General features: G+C 74.5%; 15 protein-coding genes and 1 pseudogene. 9 read left to right on the top strand and 7 right to left on the bottom strand.

Annotated features, from left to right (window positions below; translation table 11 throughout):
- Positions 1–379 precede the first annotated feature (379 nt).
- Positions 380–2,404, top strand: a complete 2,025-nt coding sequence (locus ACIRNI_RS28050) for a tetratricopeptide repeat protein (protein WP_403555558.1) — start codon at positions 380–382, stop codon at positions 2,402–2,404.
- A complete protein-coding gene (locus tag ACIRNI_RS28055) occupies positions 2,401–3,966 on the top strand; it encodes a phytoene desaturase family protein (protein WP_403555560.1) in 1,566 nt (521 codons plus the stop codon). Before ACIRNI_RS28050 ends, ACIRNI_RS28055 begins: the two co-directional genes overlap by 4 nt.
- 64 nt (positions 3,967–4,030) lie before the next feature.
- On the opposite strand, the gene ACIRNI_RS28060 is transcribed toward ACIRNI_RS28055, so the two are convergent.
- The 4 genes from ACIRNI_RS28060 to ACIRNI_RS28075 all read right to left on the bottom strand — a co-directional run bounded on the left by ACIRNI_RS28060 (position 4,031) and on the right by ACIRNI_RS28075 (position 7,408).
- Entirely contained in the window at positions 4,031–4,207 is a 177-nt protein-coding gene (locus ACIRNI_RS28060; RefSeq protein WP_403555562.1) for a hypothetical protein, read from the bottom strand.
- A 192-nt stretch (positions 4,208–4,399) separates the two neighbouring features.
- Positions 4,400–4,591 carry an antitoxin gene (locus tag ACIRNI_RS28065; RefSeq protein ID WP_355357711.1) on the bottom strand — a complete coding sequence of 64 codons (192 nt, stop codon included), beginning with the start codon at positions 4,589–4,591 and terminating at the stop codon, positions 4,400–4,402.
- A gap of 91 nt (positions 4,592–4,682) precedes the next feature.
- Positions 4,683–5,534 (bottom strand): arylamine N-acetyltransferase, encoded by an 852-nt coding sequence (locus tag ACIRNI_RS28070; RefSeq protein WP_403555564.1) that lies wholly within the window; start codon positions 5,532–5,534, stop codon positions 4,683–4,685.
- Positions 5,535–5,590: 56 nt separating this feature from the next.
- Entirely contained in the window at positions 5,591–7,408 is a 1,818-nt protein-coding gene (locus ACIRNI_RS28075; protein WP_403555566.1) for a serine hydrolase, read from the bottom strand.
- Positions 7,409–7,558: 150 nt separating this feature from the next.
- On the opposite strand from ACIRNI_RS28075, the gene ACIRNI_RS28080 reads away from it, so the two are divergent.
- Positions 7,559–8,719, top strand: coding sequence for a calcium:proton antiporter (locus tag ACIRNI_RS28080; protein WP_403555568.1), 1,161 nt, complete (start codon positions 7,559–7,561; stop codon positions 8,717–8,719).
- Here ACIRNI_RS28080 and ACIRNI_RS28085 read toward each other — a convergent pair.
- Together ACIRNI_RS28085 and ACIRNI_RS28090 are read right to left on the bottom strand one after the other, a co-directional pair.
- Positions 8,709–11,099, bottom strand: coding sequence for a penicillin acylase family protein (locus ACIRNI_RS28085; RefSeq protein ID WP_403555570.1), 2,391 nt, complete (start codon positions 11,097–11,099; stop codon positions 8,709–8,711). The genes ACIRNI_RS28080 and ACIRNI_RS28085 overlap by 11 nt on opposite strands.
- A gap of 104 nt (positions 11,100–11,203) precedes the next feature.
- On the bottom strand, positions 11,204–12,295 hold the full coding sequence (locus tag ACIRNI_RS28090; RefSeq protein ID WP_403555572.1) for a glutamate--cysteine ligase: 1,092 nt from the start codon (positions 12,293–12,295) through the stop codon (positions 11,204–11,206).
- A gap of 334 nt (positions 12,296–12,629) precedes the next feature.
- On the opposite strand from ACIRNI_RS28090, the gene ACIRNI_RS28095 reads away from it, so the two are divergent.
- Positions 12,630–13,496 carry an RNA polymerase sigma-70 factor gene (locus tag ACIRNI_RS28095; protein ID WP_403555750.1) on the top strand — a complete coding sequence of 289 codons (867 nt, stop codon included), beginning with the start codon at positions 12,630–12,632 and terminating at the stop codon, positions 13,494–13,496.
- A 12-nt stretch (positions 13,497–13,508) separates the two neighbouring features.
- Here the strand turns inward: ACIRNI_RS28095 and paaK are convergent, their stop codons facing one another.
- A complete protein-coding gene (paaK, locus tag ACIRNI_RS28100) occupies positions 13,509–14,795 on the bottom strand; it encodes a phenylacetate--CoA ligase PaaK (RefSeq protein WP_403555574.1) in 1,287 nt (428 codons plus the stop codon).
- Between the two features lie 190 nt (positions 14,796–14,985).
- On the opposite strand from paaK, the pseudogene ACIRNI_RS28105 reads away from it, so the two are divergent.
- The 5 genes and pseudogenes from ACIRNI_RS28105 to ACIRNI_RS28125 form a co-directional block, all read left to right on the top strand.
- Positions 14,986–15,828, top strand: a pseudogene (locus ACIRNI_RS28105) (alpha/beta fold hydrolase); the annotation flags it as partial.
- Between the two features lie 104 nt (positions 15,829–15,932).
- A complete protein-coding gene (locus ACIRNI_RS28110; protein WP_403555576.1) occupies positions 15,933–16,175 on the top strand; it encodes a DUF397 domain-containing protein in 243 nt (80 codons plus the stop codon).
- A gap of 55 nt (positions 16,176–16,230) precedes the next feature.
- Complete coding sequence (locus ACIRNI_RS28115; RefSeq protein WP_403555578.1) at positions 16,231–16,677, top strand: ACT domain-containing protein; 447 nt, start codon at positions 16,231–16,233, stop codon at positions 16,675–16,677.
- A gap of 121 nt (positions 16,678–16,798) precedes the next feature.
- Positions 16,799–17,299, top strand: coding sequence for a hypothetical protein (locus ACIRNI_RS28120; RefSeq protein ID WP_355357744.1), 501 nt, complete (start codon positions 16,799–16,801; stop codon positions 17,297–17,299).
- Between the two features lie 4 nt (positions 17,300–17,303).
- Complete coding sequence (locus tag ACIRNI_RS28125) at positions 17,304–17,702, top strand: RNA-binding S4 domain-containing protein (RefSeq protein ID WP_403555580.1); 399 nt, start codon at positions 17,304–17,306, stop codon at positions 17,700–17,702.
- Positions 17,703–17,708 lie beyond the last annotated feature (6 nt).

Genomic DNA, 17,708 nt, shown 5'->3' on the forward strand with positions numbered 1-17,708 from the left:
CCCTTCGGGCACGGGAGGTGCCCCCACCGCATGGACTCCCTCCTCCGCCTTGCGATCGCACGCACCAGACGCCGCTCGCTGATCCGGCCTGATCGGCAAGACACCCCCTAGCCGCTCTGCGCGGGCGGCGCGTGAAGCGCGTGAAGGGGCGGGGCCGGGGCATCAAGCCCCGGCCCCGCCCCTTCACGCCACCCGCGCGGGCCACTCGGCCGCGCCCCCTTCTCGCCCTTCGGCCCCGCCCGCGTTCCGTCCGGGCGGTGTTCGTGGCGTGGGACCGGCTCCGGGTACCCGGCCCGCCCCGTACACACTCCGGGCAGAGGCCGCCATACTGGACCGGCGGGGGAGGGGCGTGGCGAACCGACGGGGGCGAGAGCACGCTATGGGGGACACCAGGCTGATCCACGGACGCTACCGGTTGCACGAGGTGATCGGGCGCGGCGGCATGGGCGAGGTGTGGCGCGCCACGGACGAGGCGCTCGGCCGCCGCGTCGCGGTCAAGTGTCTCAAACCGCTCGGTCTCGGGCCGGGGCGCGACGAGAACCTCGTAGGCGCGCTGCGCGAGCGCTTCCGCCGCGAGGCGCGCGTCGCGGCCGCGCTCCAGCACCGCGGCGTGACGGTGGTCCACGACTTCGGCGACTGGGACGGCGTGCTCTACCTCGTCATGGAGCTCCTCGACGGCCGCGACCTCAGCAGGCTCCTGGAGGACGAAGAGCACCGGCCGCTGCCGGTCCACGACGTCGTCGACATCGCCGAACAGGTCGCCGACGCCCTCGCGTACACGCATCGTCAGGGCGTCGTCCACCGCGACCTCAAGCCGGCCAACATCGTGCGCCTCACCGACGGCACGGTGAAGATCTGCGACTTCGGCATCGCCCGCCTCGGCGCCGACATCGGCTTCACCGCCCGCCTCACGGGCACCGGTATTGCCATGGGCACCCCGCACTACATGTCGCCCGAGCAGATCGGCGGCGGGTCCGTCGACCACCGCAGCGACCTGTACTCGCTGGGGTGCGTGCTGTACGAGATGGCCACCGGGGCCCCGCCGTTCGACCTCGGCGACGCCTGGGCGATCCTCGTCGGCCACCGCGACACCCCGCCGCAGCCGCCGCGCGCCCACCGGCCCGAACTGCCCGAGTTCTTCGAGCGGATCGTCCTCGACCTGCTCGCCAAGGCCCCGGAGGACCGCCCGGACGACGCCGCCGACCTGCGCCGCCGCCTCACCGCCGCCCGAACGGCCGGTTCGGGCGACGCGCCCCCGCCGTACGCAGGTCCATGGCGGGACGGTCAGCCCGCCGGACGGCCCCTGCCGGACCGCGCGCCGCGCCTGCCCTCCTGGACGCGGTCCATGACCACCGGACCCAAGGCCGTCGGCACCAGCACCCTGCGCGCCACCCCGCCCGACCCCTCCGCCGGCCTCACCGGCCAGTGGACCGCCCCCCAGCCCCCGCCGTCGGCCCCCGAGCCGCACGCCGTGCTCGGCGCGCTCGCCGCCCGGCACCACGCGGCCCTCGGCCCCGACCACCCCGACACGCTCGCGGCCCAGCAGGAGATGGCGTACGTCCTCGGCTGCCAGGGCCGCCACTTCGAGGCGCACCAGCTGTACCGGCGCGTGCTCGCGGCCCGCGAACGCACCCTCGGCCCCGACCACCCCGACACCCTGCGCTGCCGCCACAACCTGGCGTACAGCCTCGGCCGGCTGGGGCGCCTGGAGGAGGCGTACCGCATGGCGGCCGACGTCGCCGCGGCCCGCGCCGGGCTGCTCGGCCCCGAGCACCCGGACACCCTGGCCACCCGGTACGAGGTGGCGCACACCCTCGGCCGGCTGGGCCGCTGGCCCGAGGCCCTGCACGCCTACCGCGAGGTCGCCGACGCCCGCGCCCGCACCCTGGGCCCGGACCACTCCGACACGCTCGCCGCCCGCTACGAGACCGGCATCAGCCTCGGCCGCCTCGGCCGCAGCCACGAGGCCCTGGCGCTCTACCGCGACCTCGTGGACGCACGCACCCGGGCGCAGGGCCCCGACGACCCGGAGACCCTGCGCGCCCGGCACGGCGTCGGCGTCAACCTCGGACGCCTCGGCCGCTGGGAGGAGGCGCTCGCCGAGGCCCGCGAGGTGTGCGCGATCCGCGAGCGGGTGCTGGGCCCCGACCACCCCGACACGCTCGCCAGCTGCCGCGAGGCCGCCGCCGCGCTGGGCTGGCTGGGCCGCTGGCCGGAGGCCCTGCGCGGCTACCAGCGGGTCGCCGCCGCCCGCGAGCGGACCCTCGGCCCCGCCCACCCCGACACACTCGCCGGCCGCGACGACGAGGCACACTGCCTGGAGCAGCTCGGCCGCCACGCCGAGGCCGCCGAGCTCCACCGCCGGGTCGCCGCCCACACGAGCCACCGCGGAGAGGAACCATGACGCCCTCGCGCCCGTACGACGCCGTCATCGTCGGCGGCGGCCACAACGGCCTGGTCGCCGCCGCCTACCTGGCCCGCGCGGGGAGCAGCGTCCTCGTCCTGGAACGGCTGCCCGCCACCGGCGGGGCGGCCGTCTCCACCCGGCCCTTCACCGGGGTCGACGCCCGCCTCTCGCGCTACTCCTACCTGGTGTCCCTGCTGCCGCCGAAGATCGTCCGCGAGCTCGGCCTGCGCTTCGCCGTCCGCCCCCGTCGCGTCTCCTCGTACACCCCCACCCTGCGCGACGGCCGCGTCGGCGGCCTCCTCATCGGCGGGGAGCGCACCACCCGGGAGTCGTTCGCCGCGCTCACCGGCTCGGACGCCGAGTACGCGGCCTGGCGGCGCTTCCACGCCCGCACCCGGCACGTCGCCGCACGCGTCTTCCCCACCCTCACCGAGCCACTGCCCACCCGGGACGCCCTGCGCGCCCGCGTCGCCGACGACGCGGCGTGGCGGGCCCTCTTCGAGGAGCCGCTCGGCGTCACGATCGAGGAGCACTTCCACGACGACCTGGTCCGCGGCGTGGTCCTCACCGACGCGCTGATCGGCACCTTCGCGGACGCCCACGACCCGTCCCTCGTACAGAACCGCTGCTTCCTCTACCACGTGATCGGCGGCGGCACCGGCGACTGGAACGTGCCGGTCGGCGGCATGGGGGCGCTCACCGACGCCCTCGCGGACGCGGCGCGCGCGGCGGGCGCCGAGATCGCCACCGGCCGCGAGGCGACGCGGATCGAGACCGACGGCCGCACCGCGGAGGTCACCTACCGGACCGGGGACGCCGAGGGCACGGTCACCGCCCGCCACGTCCTGGTCGGCGCCTCCCCGCACGCCCTCGCGGCCCTCCTCGGCGAACCCGCCCCGCCGCCCGCCGAGGGCGCCCAGCTGAAGGTCAACATGCTGCTCACCCGGCTGCCCCGCCTCCGGGACCGCTCCGTCGACCCGCGCGACGCCTTCGCGGGCACCTTCCACGTCTCCGAGGGGTACCGGCAGCTGGCGACGGCGTACCGGGAGGCGGCCTCCGGGCGGCTGCCGACCGCGCCGCCCGGCGAGATCTACTGCCACTCCCTGACCGACCCGTCGATCCTCGGCCCCGACCTCGCGGCACGCGGCCACCACACGCTGACCCTCTTCGGGCTGCACACCCCGGCGCGGCTGTTCACCGCCGGCAACGACGCCGCCCGCGCCGCGCTCCTGGAGGCCACCCTCGCCGAACTGGACCGCTACCTGGACGAGCCGATCGCCGACTGTCTCGCGCGCGACGCGGACGGCCGCCCGTGCGTCGAGGCGAAGACCCCGCTCGACCTGGAACGCGAGCTGCGCCTGCCGGGCGGCCACATCTTCCACCGCGACCTGGCGTTCCCGTACGCCGCCGACGACACGGACGGCGGGGAGGGACCCGGCCGCTGGGGCGTGGAGACCGCGCACCCCAACGTGCTGCTCTGCGGGGCGGGCGCGGTCCGCGGCGGCGGCGTCAGCGGCATCCCCGGCCACAACGCGGCGATGGCGGTCCTGCGCCGCTGAACCGCCGCCGGACGCACGTGGGGACGGGAACCGAAGCTCCCGTCCCCACGTACGTGGCGCTGCGTCAGCCGAGGTGGAAGTACCCGCCGTGGATCTGCCCCACGTGGACCTTGCCCGCCTTGACCTTGTAGCCGTCGAGCCAGCCGAGCTTGTAGTCGTCACCGCCCGCGGCCGCCGGGGTGGCGGAGAGGAAGCAGGCGGCCGTCAGACCGGCGAGGATCACCGAGATACGCCGAAGCATGGGTTTCTCCTTCGAGTTGAGGGGGACTCGACTCGACTGTTCACCAGCTGTCGGCGGCCCGCACGCCGAGGCGCCCGCCCGGGTGGCGCCACGCCGCACGGCACTCCCTCGTGCTTCGTCCGACCGGGGACACGGCACCGCGCCCGGGCGGGGGCCCGGGCGCGGGTGGCGAAACGCGGGGGTCGAGCCCGCTCAGGTGCGGGGCGGCTCCTGGCCGGGGTCGCGGCCGTACTGCTCCTTCAGCCTGTCCTGGCCGGTGTCGACCTGGCCGCTGTACTTGCCCTGCGTCTTCCGGTCGGCGACGTCGCCGGCCTTGTCGACGCCCTTGTCTGCCTTGTCCTCGTGGCCCTTGAGCATCTGCTTGAGCTTGTCCATCACGGACATAGGGTCATCCTCCTGGTCGTGACGTCCCCCGCCCCTCAGTCTCGCCGCAGCCTCCCGGATCCGCATCCGGGCACCCGTCCGGGTGACCGGTTCACCCCGTCGGCGCCTGTGCCCGGGCCGCGAGCCACGCCTCGTGCGCGCGCGTCACCCGCTCCCACAGCGCGGCCCGGTCCGCGGTGTCGAGGGCGTCCAGGTTCCGCCCGAAGACATCCGCGAGCGCGCCGTACCACTCGTCCGGCGTCCGCAGCGTCCGCTCGCTGCGCCCGGCCGTGTCGACGCGGGTGAGCACCCTGCCCCGGAGGACGTCCAGCCCCTTGGCGTCCCGGCGCAGCGCGGTGAAGGTCCCCAGGAAGGGGGAGTCCGGCGCGGTGGACAGCCGCACGTGCTCGGCGGCGAAGTCGGCCATCGTGGCCGGCCGCCCTGCCATCTCCATGACCGGGAACGGGCCGCCTTCGTTGAAGAAGGTCCATCCCCCCGGCTCGGTGGCGGAGGGCTCCATGCGGTACGTGAACGGGCCCTGCCGGTACGTCCCCGGCCGCAGCGGCAGCGGCTCGTGCGGCCCGTCGCCGAGCCCCGCGTCCACGAACCAGCCCTCGCCGCCGACGCGCACGGTCAGCGCCAGGTGGTTGCCGTTGGCACCCCGGCCCTCCGGGTCCTCGTGGACGCCCGCCACGTGCCGGGTCACGTCGTACCCGAGGGCCTCCAGCAGCGCGGCGAAACCGCCGTTCAGATGGAAGCAGTAGCCGCCCTGCCCGGCCGCGAACCGCCGTACGGAGAGCTCCGGCTCGATACCGGGCGGGCGGCCGAGCTGGATGTCGATGTTCTCGTAGGGAACGCGTTCGAGATGGGCGCGCTGCAGCGCGAACAGGGCTTCGACGGACGGGGCCCCCGGACGGGTGACGCCCAGGCGGGACAGGTAGTCCTCAAATGCCGTGGAGATCATGGTTGTTCACCCTAACGGGCGAGTGTTCCTGCTTGTCCGCGGGGTATGCGGCCGGCTCAGTCCATCGAGGCGGTCCAGCCGTCCAGCCGGAGGCGCGCCGCGTCCGACGGGCGCGCGTCGTCGAAGAGGACGTCGTCCCCGTCGCGCACCCGCAGCCCGTCGACGTACACCCCGCGCCCGACGTACCGCCGGTCGGTCGCGTACCGCCAGCGCAGCCGCAGCGACGGCGTGCCCCGCCAGGCCGTCAGGTCCGCGTCGAGCCGGTGCCAGACCCGCCCGGACCAGCCGGTCACCGCGCCGCCGGGGTGGGGGACCGGCTCGTCGCCGCCCGCGCCGGGCCGTACGGTCGTGAACGGCACCGGCGTCCAGGTGGCGCCCCCGTCGCCGGACCCCTCCAGGAAGAGGGCGTCCGCGCCCGGCTCGGTGTCCCACCACAGCGCGCAGCGCAGCCGGGCCCGGTCCGACACCGGCGACGGCAGGTCGGGCAGGGTGAGCGTCGCCGTGGTGCTCGACGCCATGCCCGCGTACCAGGCGGTGCGGCCGTGCGCCGGGCGCACGGGGACGGCACGCGCCATGTGGTCGGCGGCGGCGACGCGGGGCGCCGAGCCGGAGCGCCAGGAGCGCGCCGGGTGCACCGAGTTCCCGAGGACCACGAGGAACGAGTCGGTGGTCGGATCGACGACCAGGCTGGTGCCGGTGAAGCCGGTGTGGCCCGCGGTGTGCGGGGTGGCCATGGCGCCCATGTACCAGTGCTGGTAGAGCTCGAAGCCCAGCCCGTGCTCGTCGCCGGGGAAGGCGGTGTTGAAGTCCGTGAACATCAGCTCCACGGACTTCGGCTCCAGGATCCGCGCGCGGCCGTAGACGCCGCCGTTCAGCAGCGTGCGGGCGAGGACGGCCAGGTCCCAGGCGCAGGAGAAGACACCCGCGTGGCCCGCGACGCCGCCGAAACCGTAGGCGTTCTCGTCGTGCACCTCGCCCCACACCAGGCCGCGGTCGAGGCCGGACCAGGGGCGGCGGGCGTCCTCGGTGGCCGCGATCAGCGGCTTCCAGGAGGCCGGCGGATTGAAACGGGTGCGGTGCATCCCGAGCGGAGCGGTGATCTCGTTGCGGAGCAGCGCGTCCAGCGTGCTGTCGGTGATCTCCTCCAGGACCAGCTGGAGCGTGATGAGGTTCAGGTCCGAGTAGAGGTACGTGCTCCCGGGCGGGTTCGCCGGCTCCTCCTGCCACAGCCGGCGCAGCTTCCCCTCCCGCGTCGGCTCCTCGTACAGGGGGATCCACGCCCGCAGCCCCGAGGTGTGCGTGAGCAGCTGACGCACCGTGATGTCCTGCTTGCCGCCGCCCCCGAAGTCCGGCAGGTACGCGGTGACCCTCGCCTCCAGGTCCAGCGCCCCGCGCTCCATCTGCTGCACCGCCAGCACCGCCGTGAAGAGCTTCGACACCGACGCCAGGTCGAAGACGGTGTCCTCGGTCATCGCGATCCGGCGCTCGGCCGGAAGCTCCACGCCCGTGTCGGTCTTCTCGTCGTACGCCGCGTACCGCACGGCGTGCCCGATGGCCTTGTGCAGCGCCACCGTGCCGCCGCGCCCCGCGAGCAGCACCGCCCCCGCGTACCACGGGTGCTTGGGGGAGGGCTCCAGGAACCGCTCCGCGTCTGCCACCAGCCGGTCCAGGTGGGCGGGCAGCAGCCCGGCCCGCTCGGCGGATCCCAGCCGCAGCGTCGGCCGCCCGCCCCGCGCCCCGGGCCCAGTGCCCCGGCCCGGGCCGGACCCGCCGTCGTCCGCCGCGGCGGCACCCGGAATCGAACCGATCACCAGCGCTCCTCCCAGAGCCAGGACTCCACCGCCGAGCCGGCGCCGGCTGATCCCCTCCGCCATCCCCACCCCTCCAGCCTCACTGAAAGAATCCTTCCGGCACCCCCGCGGCAGGTGAAACTTTCTTACCGTCGCCCGGGACCCGTCAAGACACCGCACCCGTTGTGGCCCCCACAGCGCGCGGCGCCCACCCCGCTCTGGCAGCGTGGCCGCATGAGTACGGGCACGGAACAGGGTCCCCACCAGGGGCCGGAGGCCGGCCGGGACGAAGGCCGCGGGCCCGCGCGCCTGGCCCGGCAGTGGACCACCTGGGCGCCGGTCGTCGCCGTGGCCGTCCTCGCCGCCGGCTGGGGGCGCGACCTGCCCGGCCCGCTCCTCGCCGTCGTCGGGCTCTGCCTGATCGCCTCCGTCCTGTCGGCCGTCCACCACGCCGAGGTCGTCGCCCACCGCGTCGGCGAGCCGTACGGCTCCCTCGTCCTGGCCGTCGCCGTGACCGTCATCGAGGTCGGGCTCATCGTGATGCTGATGGCCGGGGGCGGCGGCGACGCGTCCACGTACGCCCGCGACACCGTCTTCGCCGCCTTCATGATCACCTGCAACGGCGTCGTCGGCCTGTCCGTGCTCGTCGCCGCGCTGCGCCGCCACCGGGTGGCCGTCTTCAACGCCGAGGGCTCCGGCGGCGCGCTCGCCACCGTGACCACACTCGCCGCCATGACCCTGGTCCTGCCCACCTTCACCACCGGCAAGCCGGGCCATCAGTTCACCGGCGCCCAGCTGGCCTTCGCCGCCGTCGCCTCGCTCGCCCTCTACCTGCTCTTCGTCACCGTGCAGACCGTCCGGCACCGCGACTACTTCCTGCCCGTCGCCCGCGACGGGCAGGAAGCCGACAGCGAGGAGGACCACGCCCCGCCGCCCGCCGCCCGCGCTGCCTGGACGAGCCTCGGACTGCTGCTGGTGGCCCTCGTCGCCGTCGTCGGCAACGCCAAGCTGGTCTCACCCGCCATCGAGGACGGCGTCGAGTCGGCGGGGCTTCCCCAGGCGGTCGTCGGGGTCGTCATCGCCCTGATGGTGCTGCTGCCCGAGACCCTCGCCGCCGTGCGCGCCGCGCGCCGCGGCCGCGTCCAGACCAGCCTCAACCTCGCCTACGGCTCCGCGATCGCCAGCATCGGCCTCACCGTGCCGGCGATCGCGCTCGCCTCGATCTGGCTGTCCGGGCCCCTGGTGCTGGGCCTGGGCGCCGTCCACCTGGTGCTGCTCACGCTCACCGCGGTGGTCAGCGCCCTGACCGTGGTGCCCGGACGGGCCACGCTCCTCCAGGGCGGCGTGCACCTGGTGCTGTTCGCCGCCTTCGTCTTCCTGTCGATCAGCCCCTGACGCGTACCACCCTCAGCTTCGGGTCGGACAGGATGTCCTTCTCGCAGAAGCGGGACCTCACCCACCGCTCGCCCGAGAACAGCGCCGTCTGGTCGCCGAAGTGCGGCGAGTGCGGGTTCGACGACTGGGAGTACGTCAGCAGCGTCCGCGCCACCGGGCACCGGCTACCGTCCCAGCCGACCGCCTGGACATGGCTCGTCCCGTGCGCCACCTCCGTATAGCCCCCGCCCGCGGCGTTCCACACGGCCTCGGTCTTGTTCCATATGCCGAGTGACTCCGTACCGCCGTGCACGGGGACGCGCGTGCCGCCCCGCACCACGAACTGGTGCTCCCCGAGCGGCGCGTCCAGCGGTATCCCCGCCGCCCTCAGCTCGGCGACCGCGTCCTTCAGGGCCTTGGCGAAGGCGGGCGAGGAGGTGTCGAGCGTGTGCGGCGTACGGACCGGGTCGGCCGCCGAGAAGGGCACCTTCCACAGCTGCGCCGCCGGTACGGCCGCGGTGAGCCTGCGCCAGAAGCGGTCGAAGAGCAGCGCGCCCCGGCTGCCGGTGTTCACCGTCCGGTCCCAGCGCGCGAGCACCCCGCACGCCTCCCGGTCGTCCGGCAGCGCGGCCGCGCACGCCTCCGCCGCGTCGGCCGCCGCCAGATCACCGGCCGGCGCCCGGTTGGCGAACTGCTGGTGCTGGAGGTCGGCCACCGTCAGCCGCCCTCTCGCGGCCATCGCGGCGACGTCCTCGACACCGCCCCGGGTCCGCAGCGAACGCGGCGTCGCGACCGTCCCGAACACCCGCTCGTAGCCGGTCAGCGGCCGGTCGGCGTTGGTCAGCCAGGCGCTGTCGTTGGAGTTCACGGCGTACGGCGCGTCCTGGAGCACCGGCATCCGCGACGGCCCGAAGATGCCCGGCTGCACCGCGTCCCGGTCCGACCCGAGCGCGCACTGCGTGCGCGAACCGTCCAGTACCGCCACACCCGACGCCGGATACGTCACCTTGCCCAGCGGTGTCGAGCACCGCGCGGCCAGCTCGTCGGTGATGCGCGGCAGCACCTGCGACTGGGTGAACAGCGTGTGCCCGGACGCGTCCGCCGCGACCGTGTTCACCCACGGCAGCCCCTGCGTGCGGCGCAGCACCTCGGACATCTCGCGCGTGGAGCGGGCCTTGGCGAAGCCCAGCGCGGTGTCCGTGGAGCGCAGGTTGACCGCGTTCGGGTCGTTCAGCGCGTACGCCGTCGTCGTCGACCAGGGCAGCGGCAGCGAGGCGCCGAGGGAGGTGACGACCGGCCCGTACCGCGTCCACCACTGCGTACGGGTGACGGGGGCGCCGTCCTTCACCGGGACGGTGACCGTCCGCTGCGTCATCCGTTCCCGCCTGCCGTCCACCAGGTACACGGTCGGATCGGCCGGGTCCAGCGCCAGCTGGTGGAGGTTGAGGGTGACGCCGGTGGCGACGGTGTGGCTCCACGCCACCTTCTCGGTGAACCCGATGTTGACGGCCGTACCGCCGAGCAGCGAGCCGCCCGAGACGTTCAGCTCGCCGGGAATGGTCTGCTGCGACTGCCAGAAGCGGCGTCCGCCGTGCCACGGGTAGTGCGGGTTGCCCAGCAGCAGCCCGCGGCCGTTCGCCGTGGTGGCGCCGCTGAACGCCACCGCGTTGGAGCCCATGTCGGCGCTCTCGGACGCGAACAGGGCGCGGGCCGCGTCCGCCGTCCGCACGGGATCCACGGGCGCGACGGGCGCCGCGCCCGGCGGCCGCGCCGCCGTGATGCCGTCGACCGCCCGGCCCTGCCCGCCCAGCACCGCGAGCGCGAAACCGCGCCGGGCGACGTCCAGCGCGGTGACGGGCCGCACCCAGGCGGCGCCCGCGCAGGCCGGGTCCGTGACGCGGTTCTGCCGCAGCCAGGCGTTGTAGCCGGCCGCCCAGCCGCGCATCAGCTCCTTCGCCTCGCGGCTCGGCCCGGCGGGCGCCGGAGTCGCGAGCAGCCGCTCCACGGTGCCCGCGTCGCGCACGCCCTGGAAGTACAGGTCGCTGGAGAGGTTCGTGGCGGCGGACGACAGCGCCCCGTCGGACGCCGTGCCCGCCCCGAAGTGGCGGGAGCGCTCGCCGCGTACGGTCACGAAACCGTCGGCCAGCACGCATATCTGGTCGGCGGCCTGCGCCCAGCCGGTGCCGAAGCCGAGGTTCGCGTGATCCTTGGCCACGATGTGCGGGATGCCGTACTCGGTGTAGCGGATGACGGCCGACAGGCCGCCGTCCGACGGCCGGTGACGCTCCGTCGGTACGGACGGGCCGGCGGCACCGGCCGTGGCGGCCACCGTCGCGAGCGCGACGGCGGCCGGGACGAGCCGTCTGAGACGGCTCCGCGAAAGCCCGCTGCGGACGTGCAAGGCGCCTCCCAACAAGACCGGAAAGAAAGCTTGTTGGGCCATGCACCCACCCCCGGCCGCACGCTGTCAACCGTCCGGTCGGTACGCGTGTGCGGGGATCGCCGTCAGCCGAGCGTGCGGCGCACGCACTCGGTGACCACGGACCGCAGACTCCCCTCCCGCTCCAGGAGCTCGCGCTGCACCCTGGCCCCGTTCCCGGTCTTCAGCAGCATCGCCAGCGCCTCCTGTGCGGCCGGCACGTCACCGCTCTCCTCCAGGGCGTCGCGCACATGGTCGAACAGCGCCCGCACGACGGCCTCGGCCGGCGCGGGCCGCATCGTCAGCGGGTGGATCAGCGTGTCCTCCAGGCCGGACCGGGCCGCCCGCCAGGACGCCAGCCGCAACAGCGTCACACCGTGCCGCGCGGGCGGCTCGCCGTCCCGCCACTGGCGCGCCGCGGTCTCCACCAGGCCCCGTACCAGCGTCGCCAGCAGCACCGTCGTGGACGGGTCCAGGCAGACGTCGGCCACCCTGACCTCGACGGTGGGATACGAGTGGGAGAGCCGGGCGTCGAAGTACACCATGCCCTCGTCGCGCAGCACCCCGCTCGCGACCATGTCGCGCACCTGCTCGTGGTATCGGTCGGCCGAGCCGAAGACCTCCACCGGCCCGGCGGACGGCCACCGCCCCCAGACGCGGCTGCGGTAGCTGCCGTAACCGCTGTCCTCGCCCTGCCAGAACGGCGAGTTCGCGCTCATGGCCAGCAGCACGGGAAGCCAGGGCCGGATCCGGTCGAGGACCGCCACCCCTTCCTCGTCCGACTCCACCGACACATGGACGTGGCACCCGCACGTCAGCTGCTCCTGGGCGGTGAGGCCGAAGTGCTCCTTCAGCCACTGGTGCCGCTCCCCGGTCCCGATGGTCGGACTCACCGGAAGCGGCGACGTCGCCAGCGCCGCCACCGAAGCGTTCAGCTTCTCCGCATGGCGCGCCGCCTCGGCCCGCCAGCGCCGGATCTCGACCCCGAGGTCCGCCATGGCCGTCTGCGGCCGGGTGGCGAACTCCAGTTGCTGGCGCTGCAACTCACTCTCGAAGACCTCCTCATTGCCCTGGGGGTCCCGCGAGACGGCGGCCAGCACCGCCGCCGAGAGCGCTCTGGGCTCGCCGCTCTCACGGTCCACGAGCAGGAGTTCCTCTTCGACGCCCACGCTGCGCACGACAACCGCCTTTCCACGACCGTCCGGGATGCTCCGTACACACCCGGAATGCGGCTCACCTGCCCCCGATCGAGACGTCCACTCCCCGAGACGCCCGCGCGGCCGACCGTACCGCCGACCGCGCGGTGATGTGGCGGGCATCACCGGCCGCGGGTGTCACACAGCGGTGGGGAGCGGCGTCTGGTGTACGGCGCAGTCGAGAGCGAAGGGGCGGGAGCCGGCGATGAACCACCGAACCAGGAACGAGCGGATCACGAGCGACCTGATCACGAGCGACCGAACCGTGAGCGACCCGACGGGGGACACGTCGCAGCCGGGCACCGGCGGCGACCACATGGACGGCGTCACCCGGACGTTCGTCGCCCACCGCAACCTGCTGTTCACCGTGGCCTACGAGATGCTCGGCTCGGCCGTGGACGCCGAGGACGTCCTGCGGGAGACCTGGTTGCGCTGGGTGGGCGTCGATCCCGGCACCGTGCGGGATCAGCGTGCGTACCTGGTCCGGATCACCGCCCGCCAGGCGCTGAGCCATCTGCGCGCGCTCGGCCGTCGCAAGGAGTCCTACGTCGGCCCCTGGCTGCCGGAGCCGTTGCTGACCGCGCCGGACGTGGCGGAGGACGTCGAGCTGGCCGACAGCGTCTCGATGGCGATGCTGCTGGTACTGGAGACGCTGGCCCCGACCGAGCGCGCGGTGTTCGTGCTGCGCGAGGTGTTCGACCTCGGGTACGACGACATCGCCGAGGCCGTCGGCAAGACCACGGCCGCGGTCCGTCAGATCGCCCATCGGGCACGGGCCCACGTCGCCGCACGCCGGCCGGGCGGGGCCGCTTCCGCCATCGAGGCCCGCCGCACCGCCGAGGCGTTCCAGCGGGCGGTCGAAACGGGCGACCTGCGACGCCTGCTCGACCTCCTCGCGCCGGACGTCGTCCTGCTCACCGACGGCGGGGGAGTCGTGCGGGCCGCACCGGCACCCGTCGTGGGGGCCGGTCGGGTGGCGCACGTGCTGGGCAGGATCGCGGGTGCGGTGTCGCTGTGGCCGACGCGGGTCAACGGCGACCCGGCGCTGATCGTCCGGCTGGGCGGCGAGATCGACACCGTCATGGCGCTGCGCGTCGACGGCGGCCTCGTCACCGGGCTCTACGCCGTGCGCAACCCCGAGAAGCTGTCGCGTCTGGAGCGGGAGACCGTCTTGTGCCGCTGAGCCCCAGGCCGCTCACTCCCCGCGCAGGTCCACGATCCGCCGGAGCTTGCCCACCGAACGCTCCAGCGTCTCGGGGTCCACCACCTCCACCGCCACCGACACCCCGATCCCCTCCTTCACGGCCGCCGCCACCGCTCCCGCCGCCCGCTCGCGCACCTCCGCCGTCGCCCCCGGCCGCGCCTCCGCGCGCACGGTCAGCGCGTCGAGCCGCCCCTCCCGGGTCAGCCTGAGCTGGAAGTGGGGCGCGAGGCCCGACGTACGCAGGACGATCTCCTCGATCTGCGTGGGGAAGAGGTTCACGCCCCGCAGGATCACCATGTCGTCACTGCGCCCCGTGACCCTCTCCATCCGCCGGAACACCCGCGCCGTCCCCGGCAGCAGCCGCGTCAGATCCCGCGTGCGGTACCGGACGACCGGCATCGCCTCCTTGGTGAGCGAGGTGAACACCAGCTCGCCGTGCTCCCCGTCGGGCAGCACCTCGCCCGTCAGCGGGTCGACGACCTCGGGGTAGAAGTGGTCCTCCCAGATGTGCAGCCCGTCCTTCGTCTCCGCGCACTCCTGCGCGACGCCCGGCCCGATCACCTCCGACAGGCCGTAGATGTCGACCGCGTCGATCCCGCACCGCTCCTCGATCTCGCGGCGCATCTCCTCCGTCCACGGCTCCGCGCCGAAGATCCCGGTCCTCAGCGACGTCGTGCGCGGATCGACCCCCTGCCGTTCGAACTCGTCCAGCAGGGTCAGCATGTACGACGGCGTCACCATGATGATCTCCGGCCGGAAGTCCTGGATCAGCCGCACCTGACGCTCCGTCATGCCCCCGGAGGCCGGCACGACCGTGCACCCGAGCCGCTCGGCGCCGTAGTGCGCCCCGAGCCCGCCCGTGAACAGCCCGTACCCGTACGCCACATGCACCATCTGGCCGGGCCGTCCGCCCGCCGCGCGGATCGACCGCGCCATGACGTCCGCCCACACGTCCAGATCGCCGTCCGTGTACCCGACGACGGTCGGCCGGCCCGTCGTCCCGCTCGACGCGTGAATGCGTCGCACCCGCGACCGTTCCACCGCGAACATCCCGAAGGGGTACGTCTCCCGCAGGTCCTCCTTCGTCGTGAACGGGAACCGGGAGAGGTCGGCGAGCTCGCGGCAGTCCTCGGGCCGTACCCCCGCCTTGTCGAAGGCCCGCCGGTGGAACTCCACGTTCTCGTACGCGTGGCGCAGCGTCGCCCGCAGCCGCTCCAGCTGCACGGCCGCCAGCTCCGCGCGGCCGAGCTTCTCCCCGGCGTCGAGCAGGTCCGTCATCGCCGTTCTCCCGTCCTAGAGGTCCGGTCGCGGACGGTCGACCGATCATTCGGTCGACGCGTAGGGGATCAGTTATCCAACCCGGCGGCGGGAAGGCAAGAGGCCGACAGCCGCTTTCCTTGCCGGAGCCCCTCCGCGCCGGGCGGAACTGCCTTGCGGGTCCCCCCACTCCGCTGTGAGGATCTCGCCCATGCCGAAGTTCAGCGCGTACGACGGGACCGAGCTCGCCTACCACCTGCGGGGGGAGGGCGAGCCGCTCGTCTGCCTGGCCGGCGGGCCGATGCGCGCCTCCGCCTACTTCGGGGACCTCGGCGGCCTCACCGCCCACCGCCGGCTCGTCCTGCTCGACCCCCGCGGCAGCGGCGACTCGGCGGAGCCCGCCGACCCCGGCACCTACCGCGCCGACCGCCAGGTCGACGACGTCGAGGCGCTGCGCGTCCACCTCGGCCTGGACCAGCTCGACCTCCTCGGCCACTCCGCCGGCGCCACCCTCGCCGTCCTGTACGCCGCCGCCCACCCCGACCGCCTCGCCTCCCTCACCCTCGTCACCGGTGGCACCCGGCCCGCCGGCATCGCGGCCACCGCCGAGGACCGGCGCGAGGCCGCCGACCTGCGCCAGGGCGAGCCCTGGTACGCGCAGAGCCGCCCCGCCCTCGACGAGATGCTGGCCGGGCGCGACATCGAGGAGGTGTGGGACCTCGTGCTGCCGTTCATGTACGGGCGGTGGGACGCGGCCGCCCGGGCGCACGCCGCGAGCGACGACGAACAGACCAACTTCGCGGCCGCCGACGCCTTCTACGCCGACGGCGCGCTCGGCGACCCCGCTGCCACCCGCGCCGCGCTCGCCGCCGTCACCGCGCCCGTCCTCGTCCTCGCCGGCGAGTACGACGCCGGCCCGCGGCCCGCCCGCGCCGCCGAACTCGCCACGCTCTTCCCGCACGGGCGGCTCGCCGTCCAGCGCGGCGCCGGCCACTACCCGTGGGTGGACGACCCCGGGGCCTTCGCCCGCACCATCGCCGCGTTCCTCGCCCCCACCCCCGACGACGCTCCCTCCAAGGCCCGTTGATCGCGGTCTGTCGGGGACAGGCCGCGATGACTAGGGTGTGCGCGGACGGACGAACCGGGAGGAGCACGCACGTGGCCGACAGCATCACCGCCCAGCAGCAGCTCATCGACTGGAACAAGCCGGACCTCGACCTCAGCGACGCGAACTGGCGCTCGGGCACCCAGGGCGCCGGCGATGTGCAGATCGCCTTCGTCGAGGGGTTCATCGCCATGCGCAACGCCACCCGCCCGGAGAGCCCGTCGCTGATCTTCACCCCGGCCGAGTGGCGCGCCTTCGTCCGGGGCGCCCGGGAGGGCGAGTTCGACCTCACCTGACCGCAGGCGACCGGGAGCCGGGTCCTCGCCGACGCGCCCGCCTAAGCTGGCGATCATGAGTGGAACCAACGGCGAGCGCGACCTGACCCGGCTCCTGGCCGCCCTGCGGCCCGAGCTCCACCCCGGCCGCTACGTCTTCTGCACCGTCGACGGCCCGGCCGTCCCGCCCGGCCTGCACCCCGTGGTCACGGTCGCCGAGTCCGAGGGCCTCACCGTGGTCGTCCGCGAGGAGGAGGCGGACGCGGCCTCGCTCCCGTACGACTACGTGGCCGGCTGGATCACGCTGCGTGTCCACTCCGCGCTCGACGCCGTCGGCCTGACCGCCGCCGTCGCGGGCGCGCTCGCCGACGCGGGGCTGAGCTGCAACGTCGTGGCGGGCTACCACCACGACCACCTCTTCGTGGAGCACGCCCACGCCCAGCGGGCCCTCACCACCCTGCGCCTCCTCGCCGAGCGCGGGGGAGCGGCGGGCCCGGCGGCCGGCCGTCCCCCGATGCGGTGAACCGCGCCGAGCCGCGCCCGTGCGCACGGCGGCGCGGGCCGCCCGCGTACCCGCCGTTCGGGGGGCCGTCCGCCGAGGGGCCGCCCGCCGTTCCGGGCGCCCGGGCACGTACCATGGCGGCATGTCCTTCCTCCGTCGCCGCAGCGCCGCCACACCCGCCGGCCCGGACTTCGATGTCCTGGCCATGGACCCGGGCGACTGGCCCGGCAATCTCGGCGCCGGTCTGCTCCCCGCGCCCGACGGCAGCTGCCAGGGTGTCTTCCTCCGGTACGACCTGTTCGGCGGCCGGGGCCCCGCGATGATCATCGGCAATCTCCCGGAGGGCTCCCCGGCGCGCGAGCTCGCCGAGGGCCAGGTGCCCTTCGAGGTCGCCCAGCTCCTCGCCGCGCTCGACAACGACGAGCCGGTCGAGGTCGTCGAGACCGAGGACGTGCCGGTCATGCAGGGCGACAACCTGCTGATCGTGCGCCGCCTCAAGCTCTCCGAGAGCCGCATCTCCTGCGTGCAGTTCGACCGCAGCGACAACGTCCTGGTCACCATCGCCAGCTGGGACCGCCCCATCACCGACGACCTGTACGCGCTGCTCAAGCCCCTGCCCGCGGAACTCTTCCAGCAGGGCTGAGCCCATGGCGACGACGGACGAGGGGACCACGCGGGCGACCACCCGCGTCGACAGCTGGATCTGGGCCGTACGGCTCACCAAGACCCGGTCGCAGGCCGCCGCGGCCTGCCGCGCCGGGCACGTCCGCGTCAACGGCGAGCGCGTCAAGCCCGCCCAGGCGGTCAAGCCGGGCGACGAGGTGCGGCTCTACCACGCGGGCCGCGAGCGGATCGTCAAGGTCACCCGCGTGCTCACCAAGCGTGTCGGCGCACCCGTCGCGGCGGAGGCGTACATCGACAACAGCCCGCCCCCGCCGCCCCGCGAGCACGTCGCGCTGGCCGGAGTCCGCGACCGCGGCGCCGGCCGCCCGACGAAGCGCGAACGCCGCGAACTGGACCAGCTCCGCGGCATCCGCCCCTCCTGACCAGCG

The organism is Streptomyces sp. NPDC093546 (genome assembly GCF_044765045.1).
In the GTDB taxonomy this organism is placed as follows: domain Bacteria; phylum Actinomycetota; class Actinomycetes; order Streptomycetales; family Streptomycetaceae; genus Streptomyces.

Bases quoted from the DNA above. Each gene is read 5' to 3' on its own strand.
- paaK (WP_403555574.1), bottom strand. From the start codon at position 14,795: ATGACGGACCTGCTCGACGCCGGGGAGAAGCTCGGCCGCGCGGAGCTG.
- ACIRNI_RS28065 (WP_355357711.1), bottom strand. From the start codon at position 4,591: ATGTCCGTGATGGACAAGCTCAAGCAGATGCTCAAGGGCCACGAGGAC.
- ACIRNI_RS28120 (WP_355357744.1), top strand. From the start codon at position 16,799: ATGTCCTTCCTCCGTCGCCGCAGCGCCGCCACACCCGCCGGCCCGGAC.
- ACIRNI_RS28075 (WP_403555566.1), bottom strand. From the start codon at position 7,408: ATGGCGGAGGGGATCAGCCGGCGCCGGCTCGGCGGTGGAGTCCTGGCT.
- ACIRNI_RS28115 (WP_403555578.1), top strand. From the start codon at position 16,231: ATGAGTGGAACCAACGGCGAGCGCGACCTGACCCGGCTCCTGGCCGCC.
- ACIRNI_RS28050 (WP_403555558.1), top strand. From the start codon at position 380: ATGGGGGACACCAGGCTGATCCACGGACGCTACCGGTTGCACGAGGTG.
- ACIRNI_RS28060 (WP_403555562.1), bottom strand. From the start codon at position 4,207: ATGCTTCGGCGTATCTCGGTGATCCTCGCCGGTCTGACGGCCGCCTGC.
- ACIRNI_RS28055 (WP_403555560.1), top strand. From the start codon at position 2,401: ATGACGCCCTCGCGCCCGTACGACGCCGTCATCGTCGGCGGCGGCCAC.
- ACIRNI_RS28125 (WP_403555580.1), top strand. From the start codon at position 17,304: ATGGCGACGACGGACGAGGGGACCACGCGGGCGACCACCCGCGTCGAC.
- ACIRNI_RS28095 (WP_403555750.1), top strand. From the start codon at position 12,630: ATGGACGGCGTCACCCGGACGTTCGTCGCCCACCGCAACCTGCTGTTC.
- ACIRNI_RS28070 (WP_403555564.1), bottom strand. From the start codon at position 5,534: ATGATCTCCACGGCATTTGAGGACTACCTGTCCCGCCTGGGCGTCACC.
- ACIRNI_RS28080 (WP_403555568.1), top strand. From the start codon at position 7,559: ATGAGTACGGGCACGGAACAGGGTCCCCACCAGGGGCCGGAGGCCGGC.